Genomic DNA, 19,542 nt, shown 5'->3' on the forward strand with positions numbered 1-19,542 from the left:
TAAACACGAAAAAAAAATGCAAAGTTTTAGAACAGAAATAGAAAACCCAGTTGTCGAAAAAGACATTATAGAATTAGCAAATAAAATTGAGCAATTCCATAAAGGGAAAATCGATGAGGAAAAATTTCGTAGCCTTCGTTTAGCAAGAGGTGTATATGGGCAGCGTCAGGAAGGAGTGCAAATGATTCGTATAAAACTACCTTATGGTAAGGTTTTAAGTAATCAGCTACGAAGAATTTGTGAGGTTTCTGATGAGTATTCTAGAGGTAGATTGCATATTACGACTAGACAAGATATACAAATACATTATGTAGATTTAAATAGGACTCCAGAACTTTGGGCAGAACTAGAAAAAGATGATGTGACTCTTAGAGAAGCTTGCGGTAACACAGTGCGTAATGTTACAGCTTCCGAAACGGCAGGGATTGATCCAAGAGAGCCTTTCGACGTGTCACCGTATGCAGATACATTGTTTCGTTTCTTTTTAAGAAATCCTATTTGTCAGGAAATGGGGCGTAAATTCAAGGTGTCTTTTTCTGGAACAGAAGAAGATACAGGATTATCATATATGCATGATTTAGGATTTATTGCCAAGATAGAAAATGGTGTAAGAGGTTTTAAAGTAATGTTGGCAGGTGGATTAGGGTCACAACCAAGACATGCAGATGAGTTGTATAGCTTTTTACCAGCTAACAAAATAATTCCTTTGATGGAAGGAGTGTTAAGAATTTTTGATCGTCATGGTGAGCGTAAAAGTAGAGCCAAAGCGAGAATGAAGTTTTTAGTTAAGAATATTGGCTTAGATGCCTTTAAAGATTTATTGGAAGCCGAGCAAAATGCAATAGCGCAAAAGACTGTAGCGATAGATGCTGAAAAATATGTAGCATCCGTTCCAGTTGATGTTGAAGCACCGGTGGTAGAAATTAAAGATCAAAAAGCTTTTGATTTATGGAAATCTACTAATGTAATTGAACAAAAACAGGATGGATATGTTGCTATTGGAATCAAGGTTTTATTAGGAGATTTCTACACTGATAAGGCAAGATTATTAGCAGGTTTAGTAGAAAAATACGCAGCAGGAGAATTAAGGCTATCACTACGTCAAAATATTTTAATTCCTTTTGTGAAAGAAAATTTAGTGCCTTTTTTCTATCAAGAATTAGAAAAGTTAGGATTTGTTGAAGCAGGTTATAATAAAGCAATTGATATTACTGCATGTCCAGGAACAGACACTTGTAATCTAGGAATAGCAAGTAGTACCGGTATTGCAGAAGAATTAGAAAGAGTTATAAAAACGGAATATCCTCAATATTTAGAAAAAGAGGATCTTGTAATTAAGATCAGTGGATGTATGAATGCCTGTGGACAGCATAATATGGCAAATATTGGTTTCCAAGGGATGTCTGTTAGAACCAAAGACAAGTTAGTAGCACCAGCGCTTCAAATATTATTGGGTGGAGGAAATCTAGGAGATGGTAAAGGTCGATTTGCAGATAAAGTGGTAAAAGTGCCAAGTAGAAGAGGACCAGAAGCTTTACGTAGAATATTAGATGATTTTGAAACAAATTCAAATGGAAGAAAATTTGTAGAATATTATGCAGACCAAGGAGAAAAATATTTCTATGATTTTCTAACAGACTTATCCAATGTGGATAATCTTACCCAAGAAGATTTTATCGATTGGGGAAATGAAGAGGAATATGTAAAAGCTATTGGAATTGGAGAGTGTGCAGGTGTAGTCATAGACTTAATTGCTACTTTGTTCTTGGAAAGTGAAGAAAAAATTGAAAATGCAAAAGTATCTTTTGAAAATGAAGTGTATTCAGACGCAGTTTACCATGCTTATAGTTCTCTTGTTAACTCTGCAAAAGCCCTATTGTTAGCGGAAAATAAGAAGACAAATACACATGCTGGTATTATCAATCAGTTTGATGAAGAATTTGTGTCAACTGGCAAAATAAATCTAGATGGAACATTCGCAGATTTGATATATCAGATTCAAAGAAATGCACCAAGTAAGGATTTTGCAGTGGATTATATTAAAAATGCAGGGCAATTTTTGCAAAAAGTGCAAGCCTTTAGAGCACTTGAAGTGGAAAATGTATAATATCTTTACATCATACGAATTTGGGATAATAAATTATGTAAGTAGATGAAAATGAGTAGCAAGACGCCAAAGTTAACAGTTGTAGGAGCAGGTCCTGGTGATCCAGATTTAATTACATTAAAAGCTATCAAAGCATTAGCATCAGCAGATGTTGTATTGTACGATGCATTGATTAATGAATCTCTATTAGAATATGCTCCGAATGCCGAAAAAATATTTGTAGGGAAACGAAAAGGGTGTTACGCTTACCAACAAGAACAGATTAATGAATTAATTGTTAATAGAGCAAAAAGTCATGGTCATGTCGTTCGATTAAAAGGAGGAGACCCTTTTATTTTCGGACGTGGAGCAGAAGAAATTGATTATGTGCAAGAATTTGGAATTGAAACAAATATGGTTCCAGGGATATCATCATCTCTAGCTGTACCAGCATATCAAGGAATTCCACTGACAAAACGAGGTTCATCCGAGAGTTTTTGGGTGATCACTGGAACAACAAAATCTCATAAATTATCACAGGACGTTTGCCTGGCAGCTAAATATAATGCGACTGTGGTAATTTTAATGGGAATGAGCAAGTTAAGCGAAATTGTTAGTATCTTTGCAGCCGAAAATAAAGAAGAGGTTCCTGTAGCTGTTATCCAGAACGGAACAACTGATAATGAGAGGTTTGGATATGGTTCGATTGAAACTATAGAACAAGTAGTTTCAGAACAAAAATTGTCTTCACCTGCCATTATTGTAATTGGTGAAGTAGTGAAACAAAGAGCTAAATTAGCTTCTATTTGTAAGAATATAAAAGAAGAAATCGTATCTTGATAGTTCAGGATAGCTATAAAGATGAAACGAGTATTGAAAAATTTAATATTTGTTTGAAAAAAGAAAAGTTTAAATTTTTAATACGAGAACAGAGTGGTTACACAGGTTCTCAATTTTATAATTAATTTATTATTGAAATAATTAATAAAATTTAAGCGTGTGAAAGAAAGAAATAATTTATATCCCGTTTTTCTAAAGGTTAGAAATCTCGAAATCCTAATTGTAGGGGGAGGAAATGTAGCCGAAGAAAAACTAACATTCTTATTAAAATCAAGCCCGGATGCTAAAGTAACAATGGTGTCTCCAATGTATAGAGAAGATACTGTGGTTCTGGCAAATAAGTTCGGAGTAAAAATGATAAAAAAGAAATATCACAGACGTTTTCTTAAAGGAAAACATATAGCAATTGCTACTACAGATGTTCCAAAAGTTAATGTACAAGTGTATAAAGATTGTAGGAAAAGAAGTAAATTGGTGAATGTAGCAGACAATCCTCCATACTGTGATTTTTATATGGGAGGTATTGTTACCAAAGGTAATGTGAAAGTGGCTATTTCGACTAACGGAAAGTCACCAACCACTGCCAAAAGATTACGTCAGTTTTTTGAAGAAGTAATTCCAGAAAATATTGATGACTTAGTCAAAAATTTAAACGAATATAGAAAAACAATAAAAGGTGATTTCGAGGAAAAAGTGGAAACACTCAATGAATTTACCAAAGGATTAATAGGAAAAAAAGAAGTTGAACATGATCAAGACTGATATTCTAATCATCGGAGCAGGACCAACAGGTTTATTCACTGTTTTTGAAGCAGGATTATTAAAATTAAAAACACATCTTATCGATGCGTTGCCACAACCAGGTGGACAATGCTCGGAAATATATCCTAAAAAACCAATTTATGATATTCCTGGATTTCCAGAAATTCTAGCTGGAGATTTAGTGAATAATTTAATGGAGCAGATAAAACCTTTTGAACCAGGTTTTACACTAGGAGAAAGAGCTGAGACTATAGAAAAGTTAGAAGATGATACCTTTTTGGTGACTACCAACAAAGGAACGAAACACAATGCTCCTGTAGTAGCGATTGCTGGAGGATTAGGTTCTTTCGAGCCTCGTAAACCACCAATTCCTAATATTGCGGATTTCGAGGATAAAGGAGTGGCATACATTATCAGAGATCCTGAGGTTTATAGAGACAAAAGAGTAGTAATCGCAGGAGGTGGAGATTCTGCTTTGGATTGGACTATTTTCCTTGCAGATGTGGCCAGTGAGGTTACTTTGGTACATAGAAGGAATGAATTTAGAGGAGCTTTAGATTCTGTAGAAAGAGTAGGTGAATTAACTAAACTGGGTAAAGTAAACTTAATTACCGAAGCCGAAGTAAAAGAAATTAAAGGAGAAGATCACGTTACAGGTGTTGGAATCAAACACAAGACACAAGGAGATATTAATGTAGATACAGATTACTTTATTCCATTATTCGGATTATCACCAAAATTAGGTCCAATTGCAAATTGGGGATTAGAAATAGAAAAGAATGCTATTAAAGTTGATAATTCGTATGATTATCAAACAAATATTCCAGGTATCTATGCTATAGGTGATGTAAATACCTACAGGGGAAAGCTTAAATTAATACTTTCTGGATTCCATGAAGCCGCCATTATGTGTCAGAGTGCTTATCAGAGAATCTTCCCTGATAAAAAATATGTGATGAAATATACTACAGTAGGTGGAGTAGAAGGATTTGATGGATCTAAAAAAGAAGCCAAAAAAGAGGTAGTAAAAGCAATTGTATAAGACTTATAAATTTCTTCCCTCGTAAGTAATACTGATCATTTTCGGTATATTTACGAGGATTTTTATACCCTTAAAGCAATAGTATGTCAGACGTTACTATAAAGATAAAAGATAGAGAAGGAGAAATTCATGAAGTACAAGCTCCTACTGATATGGCAATGAACCTAATGGAGGTGTGTAAAGCTTATGAACTTCCGGTAGAAGGTACTTGTGGCGGAATGGCTATGTGTGCATCTTGTCAATGTTATATCTTATCAGATCATGAGCTTCCAGAAATGGGACAGGATGAGGACTTAATGTTAGCAGAAGCTTTTTATGTGGAGGATAATAGTAGACTTGGCTGCCAAATTCCAATCACTCCAGAATTAGATGGATTGGAGATTGAACTAGCTCCAGAATCCTAAAAAAATAGATTAAACTTGCAAAATAAAAGGCTATGCCTTTTATTTGTAAACGTTTTACGTAGATAATGTCTACGCAGTTCATAAATTTAATTATGTTATCAAGAAAGGTGGAGGGAATAGACCCTATGAAACCTTAGCAACCCTTTATCTGTTAAAGAAGGTGCTACATTCTATTCGTTTCATACGAAATAGATAACAATGATGTATGGCTCAGCCTATTTCCATTTATTTTTCTTGATATGTAGTAATCGTATGATTGATAAGTTATGTCTAGTACTGTTATTTTAGTATTAGACAGAATGTTTTCATATGTGGAGATCTTTTTATTGATCAAATTATATATGTAATTATCGGATTTTTAAATGAAGGATATACAAAAAATATTAGAGGAAAGAATTCTTGTGTTGGATGGAGCAATGGGGACTATGCTACAACGTCATAAGTTTACTGAAGAAGATTTTAGAGGCGAACGGTTTAAGGATTGGAAAGTTCCAGTTCAAGGGAATAATGATTTATTGAGTATTACACAACCCAAAGCAATTAAAGAAGTACATCGCTTGTATTTTGAAGCAGGCGCGGATATTGTGGAAACCAATACTTTCTCTGGAACAACTATTGCCATGGCAGATTACGAAATGGAAGAATTAGTATATGAATTAAACTTTCAATCTGCTAAGATAGCTAAAGAGGTTGCAGATGAATTTACTGCTAACGAACCTAATAAGCCACGTTTTGTTGCTGGATCTATTGGGCCTACCAATAGAACTGCAAGCATGTCACCAGATGTAAATGATCCTGGTTTTAGAGCGGTCACTTTCGATGAGTTAAGGATAGCATATAAACTACAAGTGGAAGCATTATTAGATGGAGGATCTGATATACTTTTGGTAGAAACTGTTTTTGATACATTGAATGCAAAAGCTGCTCTTTTTGCAATAGAAGAAGTAAAAGACGAAAGAAATATAGAGGTGCCAATTATGGTAAGTGGAACCATAACAGATGCAAGTGGGAGAACACTATCTGGCCAGACAGCGGAGGCATTTTTAATTTCTGTTTCGCATATTCCTTTATTGTCTATAGGATTTAATTGTGCCTTGGGAGCAAATCAGTTAACTCCACATTTAGAGGTGCTATCACAGAAAGCTAATTTTTGGGTGTCAGCACATCCCAATGCAGGATTGCCAAATGCTTTTGGAGAGTATGATGAAACTCCGGAGCAAATGGCAGATCAAATAAAAGAATATTTAGACAAAAATTTGGTAAATATTGTTGGTGGATGTTGTGGAACTACTCCAGAGCATATCAAGGCAATTGCAGATATAGCCAAAAAGTATCAACCAAGATCATTAGAAGCAGTGATTTAGATTATGGCGGTAAAGGAAAAAAGAAAATACTTAAAGTTATCCGGACTTGAGCCGATGATTGTTTCGGCTGATACGAACTTTATAAATGTTGGTGAGCGTACTAATGTAGCGGGATCTAGAAAATTTCTTCGTCTCATCAAGGAAGAGAAATTTGATGAAGCACTTGATATTGCCAGACATCAGGTAGAGGGAGGAGCTCAAGTGATCGATATCAATATGGATGATGGTTTGATAGATGGAAAAGAAGCGATGGTAAGGTTCTTGAATCTTATTATGGCAGAACCCGATATTGCAAGAGTGCCGATTATGATTGATAGCTCTAAATGGGATATTTTAGAGGCAGGATTACAAGTTGTGCAAGGGAAGTGTGTAGTAAATTCTATCAGTCTTAAAGAAGGAGAAAAAGAGTTTATAACGCATGCTAAAAAAATCAAAAGATACGGAGCTGCAGTAATTATAATGGCTTTTGATGAGGTTGGTCAGGCAGATAATTATGAACGTCGTATTGAGATCTCTAAAAGATCCTATGATATCCTAGTAAATCAGGTTAATTTTCCTCCAGAGGATATCATATTTGATCTAAATATATTCCCGGTAGCTACTGGAATGGAGGAACATCGTAAAAATGCAATAGACTTTATTGAAGCTACTAGATGGGTTAGAGAAAATTTACCTCATTGTAGTGTCAGTGGTGGAGTTAGTAATGTTTCTTTTTCGTTTAGAGGAAACAATGTGGTTAGAGAAGCCATGCATTCTGTGTTTTTATATCATGCTATTCAGGCAGGAATGAATATGGGAATTGTAAACCCTACAATGCTCGAGGTATATGATGATATTCCTAAAGATCTATTGGAATATGTAGAAGATGTGATCTTAGATCGAAGAGAGGATGCAACTGAACGTTTACTTGATTTTGCCGAAACCGTAAAAGGAACTAAAAAAGAACAAACAGTTGATCTTTCCTGGAGAGAAGAGCCTTTGCAAGACCGGATAACCAGAGCATTGGTAAAAGGAATTGATCAGTACATAGAAGAAGATGTAGAAGAGGCGAGACAAGCAGCCGATAAACCTATTGAGGTAATTGAAGGTAATCTAATGACCGGAATGAACGTGGTTGGAGATTTATTCGGTTCGGGAAAGATGTTTTTACCGCAAGTTGTTAAATCAGCTAGGGTTATGAAAAAAGCAGTTGCTTACTTATTACCGTATATCGAAGAAGAAAAGAAAAACAATCCAAGTTCAGCCGAAGGAAATGGTTCTGCTGGAAAAGTATTAATGGCTACTGTAAAAGGAGATGTTCATGATATTGGTAAGAATATAGTGTCTGTTGTATTAGGGTGTAATAATTATGAGATTGTAGATCTGGGAGTTATGGTACCGCCGGAGAAAATTATTCAGACCGCAATAGATGAAAGTGTTGATATTATTGGATTGAGTGGATTGATTACTCCGTCTCTGGATGAAATGGTCTTTTTAGCCAAAGAAATGGAACGTAGAAATTTTAAAATTCCATTATTGATTGGGGGAGCAACTACTTCTAAGGCACATACCGCGGTAAAAATAGATCCGCAATATCAAAATGCTGTGGTGCATGTAAATGACGCATCAAGAGCAGTGACAGTGGTAGGAGATCTTTTGAATAAAAGAAGTAATCAAAAATATGTAGGTGCATTAAAAGAAGACTATGAGAAATTTAGAGAGAGCTTTTTAAAAAGAACAAAAAAGAAGGAGTACCTATCGATTGAAGATGCAAGAAAAAATAAATATACTATCGACTGGAACACTTCCGAAATTACAGAACCAAATGAATTAGGGATTCAGATTATCGAAGAGTTGGATTTAAAAAAGCTAGAGCCATATATTGATTGGACTCCATTTTTTAGGTCTTGGGATCTTCATGGGAAATATCCAGCTATTCTAAATGATGAAATTGTAGGAGAACAAGCTACTTCCTTATTTGCAGACGCGAAGGAATTACTGGGCAAAGTACTTAATGAAAGATTACTAAGTGCAAAAGCAATATTTGGTTTATTCGAAGCAAATACCGTTAATGATGATGATATAGAGGTTAAAAGTAATTCTGGAAATTTTGAATTTAGAACTCTTAGACAGCAATTAAAAAAACATGCAGGTAAGCCTAATTTTGCGTTAGCCGACTTTGTCGCTCCAAAAGAATCTAAAAGACAAGATTATATCGGATGTTTCTGCGTTACCACAGGATTTGGAACCAAAGAACTGGCAGAGGATTTTGAAAAAGAACATGATGATTATAATTCAATTATGATTAAAGCTTTAGCAGATCGTTTAGCCGAAGCTTTCGCAGAATATCTACATGAAAAAGTAAGAAAAGAACATTGGGGATATGCTAAAGAAGAAAAACTGTCTAATGATGAGTTGATTAAAGAAGCTTATAAAGGAATTAGACCTGCACCAGGATATCCCGCTTGTCCGGATCATCTCGAGAAACTAACAATCTGGGAACTATTAAAGGTAAAAGAAAATATAGGAGTCGAACTTACTGAAGGCTTAGCCATGTGGCCGGCAGCTTCGGTTTCGGGATATTACTTTGCTAACCCTGAAGCAAGATATTTTGGTTTGGGAAAAATAAAAGAAGATCAAGTGCAAGATTTTGCTTCAAGAAAAAATATCGACTTCGAATTGGCAAAAAAGTGGTTAAGTCCTAACCTAGTCGAATAAAAAATATCAAGTAAACAACTAAAACTAAATGAAGGTTACCGATCATATAAAAAAGGCTAAAGGAAAAACATTATTTTCATTTGAATTAATTCCTCCACAAAAAGGAAAAAGTATCCAAGAATTATATGATAATATAGATCCCTTAATGGAATTTAATCCTCCATTCATAGATGTGACTACATCTAGAGAGGAATTTATCTATATTGATCGCGAAGGTCTCTTGGATAAAAAATTAACAAGGATGCGTCCAGGAACAGTTGGTATTTGTGCATCTATTACACATAAATATAATGTTGATACAATTCCCCATGTACTATGTGGAGGATTTACAAAAGAGGAAACAGAATATCTTTTGGTGGATTGTCATTATTTAGGGATTGATAATGTAATGGCATTACGTGGTGATGCGATGAAAGAAGAAAAATATTTTAGTCCAACAAAAGGAGGTCATTGTTACGCTAATGAATTGGTAGAGCAGATTGTAAACATGAACAATGGTCGATTTCTGCATGAAGTTATAGAAAGTGATAACCAATCTGATTTTTGTATCGGAGTTGCCGGATATCCAGAAAAACATATGGAAGCTCCGTCTATGAATGCTGATATAAGAAGATTGAAGGATAAAGTTAATGCTGGTGCTGATTATGTGGTAACCCAAATGTTTTTTGATAATAAAAGATATTTTACTTTTGTAGAAAAAGCAAGAGAAGCTGGGATTGATGTACCTATAATACCAGGGATAAAACCCGTAGCCGTGAAAAGACATCTGCAATTGCTACCTCAAGTTTTTAAGCTAGATATGCCCGATGAGTTAGTGAGTGCTGTAGAAAGTTGTAAGACTAATAAGCAAGTTCGTGAAGTAGGGATAGAATTCGCAATCCAACAATCGAAAGAATTAATGGAATACGGAGTACCTGTATTGCACTATTATTCAATGGGAAAATCAGACAATATCAAAAAAATAGCAGAAAGCGTATTCTAAAACTAACAAGATTTTGGAAACCTAAAAGTGCTATCTTACATTTGCCATAATGATAAAGCGCATTTGTATAGTATTGATAATGTTGGTGCACTCTGTGCAATCTCAAGAGGATAAGAAGTATTATAGTTTTGATGTAAACAACTTCTATGGTACCATCTTAAAGCATAATCCAGACATATCTCATTTAATAACAGGACATCCTTCAGGAGTCCTACTTTCGGTAAACAGAAAGACTTTTGGTATTAAAGAATGGGAAAGATTATATAACTCACCCGATTATGGATTCTCATTCATATATCAAGATATGGATAATGAGTTTTTGGGTCAAAACTTTGGGGTCTATTTACATTATAATTTTTATTTTTTTAAACGTCTTTTGATGTTTAGATTAGGACAAGGATTAGCCTATACGAATAGTCCATATGATGAAGATGATAATTTTAGAAATGTGGCATATGGATCACATTTCATGAGTTCTACCTTTGCGATGCTTAATCTAAAAAAAGAAAACATCTTAGGAGGACTTGGTTTTCAAATGGGATTGGGGGTTATTCATTATTCTAATGCGAATTTTAAAGCACCCAATAAAAGTACGAACACACTAGTGTTTAATGCAGGTTTTAATTATGTATTGGATTCGCAATATCCTGAATATATAAAAAAAGAAAAGGGAGAGGTAAGGGGATCAGAACCATTTGGATTGGGTTTTATATTTAGGAGTGGAATCAATGAAAGTGATGTGGTGGGATCTGGTCAATTTCCGTTTTATACCTTTGCTGTTTTTGCGGATAAACGTTTAAATAAAAAAAGTAGCGTCCAGCTTGGAGCTGAATTATTTTTTTCAAAAGCTTTGAAGCGTTTTATAGAATTTAGATCTACTGGTGATTTTGAAGATGGAACTACAGGAGAGGAAGATTCCAAAAGAGTTGGGATATCTATTGGTCACGAATTAAGAATTAACAAAGTATCTTTATTAACTCAGTTGGGATACTATATTTATTACCCATATGATTTTGAAGGGCAATTGTATAATCGTTTTGGGTTAAGATATTATGCAAGTAAAAATATATTTGGTTCTGTTACGGTAAGGTCTCATGCGGCCAAAGCTGAGGCAGTTGAATTTTCTATAGGTTACCGATTATGAAAAACGTAATGATAATATTATCAATGTTATTCATTATTTCTTGTGATACCGAAAATGCTTTAGATTGTTTTCAGAGAACAGGAGATATAGTGAGACAAGAAGTCGAGGTTTCCGATTTTTCTAGAATTTTAGTAAATGAAAATGTTGAAATGGTTTTGAAGCAGGAAGAACAAACTTCTGTAGTTATAGAAAGTGGTGATAACCTGTTGAATGAAGTTTCAGCTATTGTAGAAGGAGATCAATTAATTTTGAGTAATACTAATAATTGTAGTCTTGTTAGAGATTTTAATCAAACTAAAATCTACGTAACTGCTCCCAATATTACTGAAATTAGAAGTGCTACTCAATTTGATATTTCCTCTAATGGAGTTCTAAACTACCCTAGGCTTACCTTATCGTCAGAAGAAGTTAATGATGGAAATATAAACGGAACCTTCACTATAGATCTAAATAGCACTGACCTTTTAATTAGAGGTAATAATATAGGGTCATATTTTATAAAAGGAAACGTTGTAAATTTAAAAATTGGTTTTTTCTCAGGAACTGGAAGGTTTGAAGGAGATGATCTTATTGCAGAAAATATAGATGTTTTTCACAGAGGAACAAACAAAATTATTATAAATCCTCAGCAATCAGTAATAGGAGAAATTCGAAGTACTGGAGATGTCATTTCCTTAAATCGGCCTCCAGTGGTAGATGTGCAAGAATTTTTCACAGGAAGACTAATATTTAATTAAAATTTGTCTGAAAAAGGGATTTTTCCCTTTAATTTTTTTTAATAATTTTTGTTAAATTTTGTGATTTTCACTTTGTTTTTTTCTTTTTTATGTATCTTTATTTTCTTTTCAAGAAATTGTAAATCATGTATTTACCTTTGTTTTTATTGCGTTTTTTTATCATAACTGTATTACGGTTTTGTAATACAAAATAAATGGTTTTACTGGTTTATAAAATTGATAATATTGCGTAAATTTAATTACCCCGCAGAGCAAACAGTTGAATCTTAACAAAATTGTATGGCCTATAGCGAGGAAACTACTTTTAGAAATTACGTTCATTTACGAGAGAATTATTTACAAAGAGAACTTTACGAAATTGTAAAGAAAGACGAAAAAGTTTTTGATTTTATTCAAGATACTATACTAGATGGTGTTTGGTTTTGGGATTTAAAAGATCCTGACCAAAAATGGATGGATGAAAAATTTTGGAGTATTCTTGGATATACTGCCACCGAAATTCCAAAAGAAAAATCTTTTTGGAAAAAAATAATAATTCAGGAAGATTTAGAAAAGATATTGAAAAGTTTGGATGAGCATCTCGATCAACCAAATAAACAATATGATCTAGTGGTTAGGTTTACTCATAAGTTAGGACATATAGTTTGGTTGAGATGTAGAGGTATTACTATTTCGGATATCAATGGTGAGCCTTTATGGATGATCGGGGTATATGCAGATGTTACTAAATTAGTAAATACAGAATACGAATTACAGCAGCAAGTTGAAAAGTATAGAGATACTATTGAGAGTACTAATTCAGGTTCTTGGGAATGGAATTTACGAACGGGAAAGGTAGTTTTTGATGAGAGATGGGCTAATACCATGGGATATTCACTCTCAGAATTACAACCAGTTTCTTTAAACACCTGGGTAGATTTGATGCATCCTTCTGATCATATAAAATCGACAAAGGTATTGCAACAACATTATGAAAAGTTGATACCCTACTATGAGTGCGAAACAAGGTTAAAACATAAGAATGGAGATTGGATTTGGGCATTGATAAAAGGAAAAATAGTTAGTTGGGATGAAGAAGGTAATCCTGAATTATTAGTAGGAACTCAAGTTGATATCACTGAGAACAAAAAAGCTTTAGAAAAGAATAGATTATTTGTAAGTCAAGCACCAAGTGCAATAGCCATGTTTGACACCAATATGAGATATCTTGCAGCATCTAGCAGGTGGTTTGAAGATTATAATATAGTTGGACAAGATATTATAGGAAAATCTCAATACGAAGTTTTTCCAGAGATGAAAGAAAAATGGGAAAGTATTTATAATAAATGCTTAAATGGGGAAACGATCAGAAAAGACGAAGATTGTTTAGAGAGAAGTGAAGGTTGTAATCAATGGATTTCTTGGGAATTGCGGCCATGGTACAATAAACAAGGACAGATAGGAGGTTTGTTAAAACATACCTCAGATATATCCAAATTAAAAAAAGCGGAAGAGCTTAGCGAAGAACGAAAAGTTTTTTTAGAAGCAATTTTAGATAGTATTGATGTAGGTGTTGTATCCTGTGATGATAAAGGTCTATTAACCTTATTTAATAAAACGGCTAAAAAATGGCATGGATTGCAAGCTAAACCAATTTCTCCTTCGGATCTATCAGAATATTATGGTCTACGAAAACCTGATGGGATTACACCTTTAAAAGAAGAAGAGATTCCTCTTATAAAAGCATTAAGAGGCAATCAGGTAATGGATGATGAAATAGTGATTACATCGACATCTAGCAAACAAAGACATGTTGTAACCAACGGTTCTCAATTGATTGGTGTTAATGGCGAGGTTAGAGGAGCTGTGGTTGCTATGCACGATGTTACAGATAGAAAATTAGCTGAAGAGAAATTAAAAATAAGTGAACAAGCTTTTAGAGGAAATTTCGAAAGTGCAGCGACAGGAATGGCTATTATTGGTCTAGATGGAAGATGGATAGAAGTAAATGACGCTGTTTGCAATATGATAGGATATCGAAGGGAAGAATTAACTAACATGACATTCCAAGATATAACTCATCCTGAAGATTTAAATAAAGACTTAGGATTATTGAATAAGCTACTAAATGGTGAAATATCCTTTTACCATTTGGAAAAGAGATATTTTCATAAGAATGGTAGAGAAGTACACGGATTGCTTTCGGTTTCATTAGTAAGAGATAAAAAAGAGACACCATTATATTTTATTTCTCAAATAACCGATACCACTCAGAGTGTATATAATCAAAAGAGATTAGAAGATACTTTAGCTAAGTTAAAAGGTATTTTGGAATCGAGCAGTAGAGTTGGAATAATAGGGACCGATGTTTCAGGAATCATAACGACATTTAATAAAGGAGCTGAAAATCTTTTAGGATATGATCGCGAGGAAATGTTATATAAGCAAAGTTCAGTTATTATTCATGATCAGGAAGAAGTAGAATTGGCCGGGCGGAAATTGTCGCATGAGTTACATAAAGAAGTAAAAGGTTTTGATGTTTTTATTGAATTAACAAATAAAAAAAAGCATTACACCAAGGAGTGGACATATATTCGGAAGGATGGAAGAAGATTTCCTGTGCAGCTTACAGTCACTGCAATCAAAGAAAGGGATAAAACGATAGGTTACTTAGGAGTTGCTACAGATATTAGCGATATAAAAAAGGTTGAAGACGAGCTCAAATCCATTTTAGAACTAACGGAAGAACAAAATGAAAGGTTAAGAAATTTTGCTTACATCGTATCTCATAATTTAAAATCTCAATCAGGTAACTTCGAGATGTTACTTGATATTTATACCAAAGAAAATCCCGAAGCTGAAAAATCGGAGGTGATACAACTATTTAAAACCGCTTCTACTCGACTATCAGACACCATAAAACATTTAAACGAGGTAGTACAAATTAATAATTCTATTGGCGAAAATTTGACCTCCAGTAATCTTAAAAAATCCGTAGATGAAGTAGTGAAAACAATATCAGTAATCTCAAAGGACGCTGAAGTTACTATCAATAATAATATATCCGAGGAGTTATGGGTGCAAGCTATTCCTGCCTACCTAGATAGTATTATTTTAAATTTTGTAACTAATGGGATTAGATATAGATCTAAAAATCGTGATAGTTATATTAATATAGGAGCTAGGATTCAAGATGGTTTTATCGTCATGCTTATAGAAGATAACGGACTAGGAATAGATCTAAAAAAGTATGGTTCTAAGTTGTTTGGAATGTATAAAACTTTTCATGATAATCAAGATGCAAGAGGTATTGGACTATTTATTACAAAAAATCAGGTTGAAGCACTTGGTGGAAAAATTAAGGTTAAAAGTAAAGTAGATGAGGGAACTACATTTGAGATTTACCTTAAGAAAGGAAAGCAATTCTAAATTCAGATTGTCTTTTTTTAAAAATGGACTTTTTTAAGAAATATGTTGCAAAAATTAGCAAATTATTTAGGGAATATTCAGTAAATTTAAGTGATATTCAACGTTTGCACAATTCCCCATTCGTTTGTAAAAATAAAAATGAACATGACCATGAAATTGACGAGAGTAAAGGATATAGCGCAAGATTCGAATAGAGATCACTACCTAAAGGAAGAACTATATGGCTTAATCAAAACTGATAGTTATATTTTTGATTTTATACAAGAAGCAGCCTTAGATGGGATATGGTTTTGGGATCTATTGGATCCTGACAATGTATGGATGAATCCAAGATACTGGACGCTTTTTGGGTATGATCCGGCGACCAAACCTCATAAAACAGATGCTTGGCAAGAAATCGTCTTTAAAGAAGATTTAAAAAATGTATATGCCAATTTTACTGCGCACGCAGAGGATCCCTCAGTTCCATATGATCAAATAGTTAGATTTAAACATAAACTAGGACACACCGTATGGGTGCGTTGTAGAGGTGTAATGCTCAGAGATGATCAAGGGAAACCTGTTAAAATGCTTGGTGCTCATACCGATATTACTAATATCAAAGAAAAAGAAGAAGAGTTAAGGTTACAGTCCGCTTTTTTTGAGCACATTATTGATGGAACTGGATTAGGAACGTGGAAATGGAATGTTAAAACTGGTGAAACCATCCTAAATGAACGCTGGGCAGAGATGATAGGGTATACTTTAGAAGAGCTGGAACCAATCTCTTTAGGAACCTGGTTAGCACACTCAACCAAGGAAGATCAAGATCGATCGAATGAACTTCTTAAAGAACATTTTGAAAAAAGGACTCCTTATTATGAGTGTGAATTTAAAATGAAACACAAAAATGGAGAATGGATCTGGGTTTTAGACAGAGGGAAAGTAGTAAGCTGGGATGAAGAAGGTAACCCAGAATGGATGCTTGGTGCTCATACTGATATTACGGAGATCAAGAAAAAAGAAGAAGAACTAAGGATACAATCGGCTATATTTGAGCATATTATCGATGGGACGGATCTTGGTACTTGGCAGTGGAATCCCGAAACCGGAGAAACTATTTTTAATGAAAGATGGGCAGAAATTATTGGTTATACCTTAGATGAAATTGGACCGATTTCTATAGATACTTGGGTTAAATACACGCACCCTGATGATATCCAAAAGTCAAATACATGTCTGGAAGAATATTTCAAAGGAAATACTCCTATATACGAATGTGAGGTAAGGATGAAACACAAAAATGGGGGGTATGTTTGGATATTGACTAAGGGTAAAGTAGTTAGCTGGCATGAAAAAAGAAAACCAGAGTGGGTTTTCGGATCCCATCAAGATATTACAAGGAAAAAGCAAGACTTCGAAAGAAATAGACTTTTTATAGAGCAAGCTCCAAGTGCCATAGCGATGTTTGATAAAAAAATGAACTATTTGGCCGCATCGCAAAAATGGTTTCAGATTTATGATATAGAAGGAGAGGATATCATAGGAAAATCTTATTACAATATCTTTTCAAAGGTTAGCAAGATCAGAAAAATGAATATTGCTAAATGTTTAAAGGGTATGGTAATTAAAAATTATGAGGAAAAAATACATAGAAAAAAGGGAGATTTTGTCTGGTTATCTTGGGAATTGCGACCTTGGTACTCTGATGAAAATGAAATAGGAGGTATTATCATACACGTTTCAGATATTACCAGAATTAAAAAAGAAGAAGAGCTAAAATCCTTGTTAAGAGTAGCAGAAGATCAAAATCGAAGATTGAAAAATTTTGCACATATCGTTTCACATAATCTGAAGTCTCATTCTGGAAATTTTGAGATGTTATTGGATTTATTCTTACAGGAAAATCCAGAGATTAGAGATAATGAAATTATTAGGCTATTTAAAACTGCTTCTTTAAATCTTTCAGATACTATTGCGCATCTAAATGAGGTCGTATTGATTAATACTTCCTTAGATAAAAGTTTGGTTCCAATTGATCTCAAAGAAGCGATAGATGAAGTTATACGAGGCGTTTCTGCAATCGCAATAGAATCTGAAGTAGCCATAAATAACCAAGTAAATGATAATGTAAGAGTGATGGCAGTACCAGCTTACTTAGATAGTATATTACTTAACTTTATAACTAATGGTATTAAGTATAGATCATTAGAGCGGGAAAGTTACCTTACATTAAGTGCTGTAAAAGAAGATAAATATATGGTGTTATCAATTGAAGATAATGGATTAGGTATAGACCTAAGAAAGCATCGATCTAAATTATTCGGAATGTATAAAACCTTTCACACCGAAATTAAAAATGCTCGAGGGATAGGATTATTTATAACAAAGAACCAAGTAGAAGCTATTGGTGGTAAAATAGAAGTTAGTAGCGAAGTGGATAGAGGAACAACCTTTAAAATTTATATGAGATATGAGTAAAATAGATATTGCCTGTGTTATAGATGATGATCCAATTTTTGTTTTTGGAATTAAGAAGGTGATGCAACTCATCGACTTTTGTGAAGGAATCTTGGTCTTTAAAAACGGTCAAGAAGCTTTAGATAATCTAAAAGCAATCATTTCTGCCAAAGAACAATTACCGGATATCATATTGTTAGATTTAAATATGCCAATTTTAGATGGTTGGCAATTTTTAGAAGAGTTTATAAAGATTCCTTGTAATAAAAAAATTCTTATTTATGTAGTTTCATCTTCTGTAGATCCAGAGGATGTATTACGTGCTAAATCTTACGAAAGTGTTAGTGAGTATATTGTAAAACCAATATCAGTAGCAAAACTAAAAGAAGTGCTTTATGATTTTGAAAATGCGACTGGGTAAAAAATAGTAAGGTTTAATTCGTTAGCTCTCTAAATAAACTCTCTAGGTTTTTATTTTTTCTCGAAAGCTGCAGGATTTTTAGTTGATTATCATGCGCAAAATCAAAAACTGCTGGTCTCATATCTATTGTAGTATCAAATGTGAGTAAGTATACAAAGCCATGGACATTTTTAACCTGTTTGATATAATCAAATTTGGATAAAAAGGCTTCTTCTACTCGGTAATCAAATTCAACTTCAATGATCTGATCAGTTTGATCCATCATTTCATTTAAGTCTTTATCAGCTACTATTTCACCTTTGTTGATAATGATAACACGATCACACATGGCTTCTACTTCCTGCATAATATGTGTAGAAAGAAAAACTGTTTTTTCTTTGCCTACCGTTTTGATAAGTTCTCTGATTTCTACCAACTGATTTGGATCAAGTCCAGTGGTTGGCTCATCAAGAATTAATACTTTGGGATCATGAAGTAATGCACAAGCCAATCCTACGCGTTGGCGATATCCTTTAGATAATTGACTAATTTTTTTATTGGATTCTGGTAGTAAACCAGTTTGTTGTATTACTTCTTCAATTCGGGATTTAGTAACTTTATATACCTGAGCATTAAATGCCAAATACTCTCTAACATACATGTCTAAATACAAAGGATTGTGTTCTGGAAGATAGCCTACATTCCTTTGTACATCCATGGATTCTGAATGTATGTCAAATCCATTTACTTGTGCTTTTCCGGAGCTAGGATCTAAATAAGTAGTCAAAATTTTCATCATTGTGGATTTTCCAGCACCATTCGGACCTAAAAAGCCAACAATTTCTCCTTGTTTTACTTCAAAAGAAATTTCTTTCAAAGCATTTTGCTCATTATATACTTTAGAAATTTTTGAAACTGAAATAGACATAACTTCCCTTTATATTCAAAAGTACATAAAACCTTATTTATTGTATGTAAATCAAATAAAAAAATAAAAAATCAGATCATAACCTTTTGATAATGTTTAGATAAACTTCTCTGGGTTATATTTTGTTAAATTTATATGTAAAAGATTTTCAGTATGTTATCGAGTAAAATAGTAAGGTTTGTACTTAGATTATTTGACAAAATAGTATGTAATATTCAGCAAGTATTTTTTGTTGTATTATTTCCTTTTTTTAAACGGGGTTTATTCAAGCACTAATTATTTACCATTTTTTCTTACATAGTATTTTAT

General features: G+C 33.6%; 14 protein-coding genes and 1 riboswitch. Of the genes, 13 read left to right on the forward strand and 1 reads right to left on the reverse strand.

All coding sequences use genetic code 11. The features are described 5' to 3' along the window. The first annotated feature begins 16 nt into the window (after positions 1-16). The 13 genes from ABD077_RS07790 (at position 17) to ABD077_RS07850 (ending at position 18,326) form a co-directional block, all read left to right on the forward strand. Positions 17-2,107, forward strand: coding sequence for a HEPN domain-containing protein (locus tag ABD077_RS07790; RefSeq protein ID WP_343911767.1), 2,091 nt, complete (start codon positions 17-19; stop codon positions 2,105-2,107). A gap of 51 nt (positions 2,108-2,158) precedes the next feature. After that, entirely contained in the window at positions 2,159-2,926 is a 768-nt protein-coding gene (gene cobA, locus ABD077_RS07795; RefSeq protein WP_343911768.1) for a uroporphyrinogen-III C-methyltransferase, read from the forward strand. 159 nt (positions 2,927-3,085) lie between these two features. Further along, complete coding sequence (locus ABD077_RS07800) at positions 3,086-3,688, forward strand: precorrin-2 dehydrogenase/sirohydrochlorin ferrochelatase family protein (RefSeq protein WP_343911769.1); 603 nt, start codon at positions 3,086-3,088, stop codon at positions 3,686-3,688. After that, the gene (locus tag ABD077_RS07805; RefSeq protein WP_299603136.1) at positions 3,675-4,730 is read left to right on the forward strand and encodes an NAD(P)/FAD-dependent oxidoreductase; all 1,056 of its coding nucleotides are present in this window, start codon (positions 3,675-3,677) and stop codon (positions 4,728-4,730) included. The genes ABD077_RS07800 and ABD077_RS07805 overlap by 14 nt, the downstream gene beginning before the upstream one ends. 83 nt (positions 4,731-4,813) lie before the next feature. Then, positions 4,814-5,134, forward strand: coding sequence for a 2Fe-2S iron-sulfur cluster-binding protein (locus tag ABD077_RS07810; protein WP_219006710.1), 321 nt, complete (start codon positions 4,814-4,816; stop codon positions 5,132-5,134). Between the two features lie 92 nt (positions 5,135-5,226). Next, positions 5,227-5,333, forward strand: a riboswitch (SAM riboswitch). 163 nt (positions 5,334-5,496) lie between these two features. Then, a complete protein-coding gene (locus ABD077_RS07815) occupies positions 5,497-6,498 on the forward strand; it encodes a homocysteine S-methyltransferase family protein (protein WP_343911770.1) in 1,002 nt (333 codons plus the stop codon). A gap of 3 nt (positions 6,499-6,501) precedes the next feature. Continuing rightward, entirely contained in the window at positions 6,502-9,195 is a 2,694-nt protein-coding gene (gene metH / locus ABD077_RS07820; protein ID WP_343911771.1) for a methionine synthase, read from the forward strand. Positions 9,196-9,223: 28 nt separating this feature from the next. Continuing rightward, positions 9,224-10,177 (forward strand): methylenetetrahydrofolate reductase [NAD(P)H], encoded by a 954-nt coding sequence (gene metF, locus ABD077_RS07825; RefSeq protein WP_343911772.1) that lies wholly within the window; start codon positions 9,224-9,226, stop codon positions 10,175-10,177. A 49-nt stretch (positions 10,178-10,226) separates the two neighbouring features. Then, on the forward strand, positions 10,227-11,321 hold the full coding sequence (locus tag ABD077_RS07830; protein ID WP_343911773.1) for an acyloxyacyl hydrolase: 1,095 nt from the start codon (positions 10,227-10,229) through the stop codon (positions 11,319-11,321). An 8-nt stretch (positions 11,322-11,329) separates the two neighbouring features. Next, complete coding sequence (locus ABD077_RS07835) at positions 11,330-12,058, forward strand: head GIN domain-containing protein (protein ID WP_343911774.1); 729 nt, start codon at positions 11,330-11,332, stop codon at positions 12,056-12,058. 279 nt (positions 12,059-12,337) lie between these two features. Next, on the forward strand, positions 12,338-15,466 hold the full coding sequence (locus ABD077_RS07840; RefSeq protein ID WP_343911775.1) for a PAS domain S-box protein: 3,129 nt from the start codon (positions 12,338-12,340) through the stop codon (positions 15,464-15,466). A gap of 150 nt (positions 15,467-15,616) precedes the next feature. After that, positions 15,617-17,926, forward strand: coding sequence for a PAS domain-containing protein (locus ABD077_RS07845; protein WP_343911776.1), 2,310 nt, complete (start codon positions 15,617-15,619; stop codon positions 17,924-17,926). Then, positions 17,919-18,326 carry a response regulator gene (locus ABD077_RS07850; RefSeq protein ID WP_299603113.1) on the forward strand — a complete coding sequence of 136 codons (408 nt, stop codon included), beginning with the start codon at positions 17,919-17,921 and terminating at the stop codon, positions 18,324-18,326. Before ABD077_RS07845 ends, ABD077_RS07850 begins: the two co-directional genes overlap by 8 nt. A gap of 13 nt (positions 18,327-18,339) precedes the next feature. Here ABD077_RS07850 and gldA read toward each other — a convergent pair whose 3' ends face one another. Then, a complete protein-coding gene (gldA, locus tag ABD077_RS07855) occupies positions 18,340-19,233 on the reverse strand; it encodes a gliding motility-associated ABC transporter ATP-binding subunit GldA (protein WP_343911777.1) in 894 nt (297 codons plus the stop codon). Between the last annotated feature and the right edge of the window lie 309 nt (positions 19,234-19,542).

The sequence above is a fragment of the Aquimarina litoralis genome, assembly GCF_039523995.1.
In the GTDB taxonomy this organism is placed as follows: Bacteria; Bacteroidota; Bacteroidia; order Flavobacteriales; family Flavobacteriaceae; genus Aquimarina; species Aquimarina litoralis.

What these genes read in the sequence shown, in the direction of transcription:
- cobA (WP_343911768.1), top strand. Translation starts at nt 2,159, where the DNA reads ATGAGTAGCAAGACGCCAAAGTTAACAGTTGTAGGAGCAGGTCCTGGT.
- ABD077_RS07790 (WP_343911767.1), top strand. Translation starts at nt 17, where the DNA reads ATGCAAAGTTTTAGAACAGAAATAGAAAACCCAGTTGTCGAAAAAGAC.
- ABD077_RS07830 (WP_343911773.1), top strand. Translation starts at nt 10,227, where the DNA reads ATGATAAAGCGCATTTGTATAGTATTGATAATGTTGGTGCACTCTGTG.
- ABD077_RS07840 (WP_343911775.1), top strand. Translation starts at nt 12,338, where the DNA reads ATGGCCTATAGCGAGGAAACTACTTTTAGAAATTACGTTCATTTACGA.
- ABD077_RS07810 (WP_219006710.1), top strand. Translation starts at nt 4,814, where the DNA reads ATGTCAGACGTTACTATAAAGATAAAAGATAGAGAAGGAGAAATTCAT.
- metF (WP_343911772.1), top strand. Translation starts at nt 9,224, where the DNA reads ATGAAGGTTACCGATCATATAAAAAAGGCTAAAGGAAAAACATTATTT.
- metH (WP_343911771.1), top strand. Translation starts at nt 6,502, where the DNA reads ATGGCGGTAAAGGAAAAAAGAAAATACTTAAAGTTATCCGGACTTGAG.
- ABD077_RS07805 (WP_299603136.1), top strand. Translation starts at nt 3,675, where the DNA reads ATGATCAAGACTGATATTCTAATCATCGGAGCAGGACCAACAGGTTTA.
- ABD077_RS07815 (WP_343911770.1), top strand. Translation starts at nt 5,497, where the DNA reads ATGAAGGATATACAAAAAATATTAGAGGAAAGAATTCTTGTGTTGGAT.
- ABD077_RS07835 (WP_343911774.1), top strand. Translation starts at nt 11,330, where the DNA reads ATGATAATATTATCAATGTTATTCATTATTTCTTGTGATACCGAAAAT.
- ABD077_RS07850 (WP_299603113.1), top strand. Translation starts at nt 17,919, where the DNA reads ATGAGTAAAATAGATATTGCCTGTGTTATAGATGATGATCCAATTTTT.
- ABD077_RS07845 (WP_343911776.1), top strand. Translation starts at nt 15,617, where the DNA reads ATGAAATTGACGAGAGTAAAGGATATAGCGCAAGATTCGAATAGAGAT.
- gldA (WP_343911777.1), bottom strand. Translation starts at nt 19,233, where the DNA reads ATGTCTATTTCAGTTTCAAAAATTTCTAAAGTATATAATGAGCAAAAT.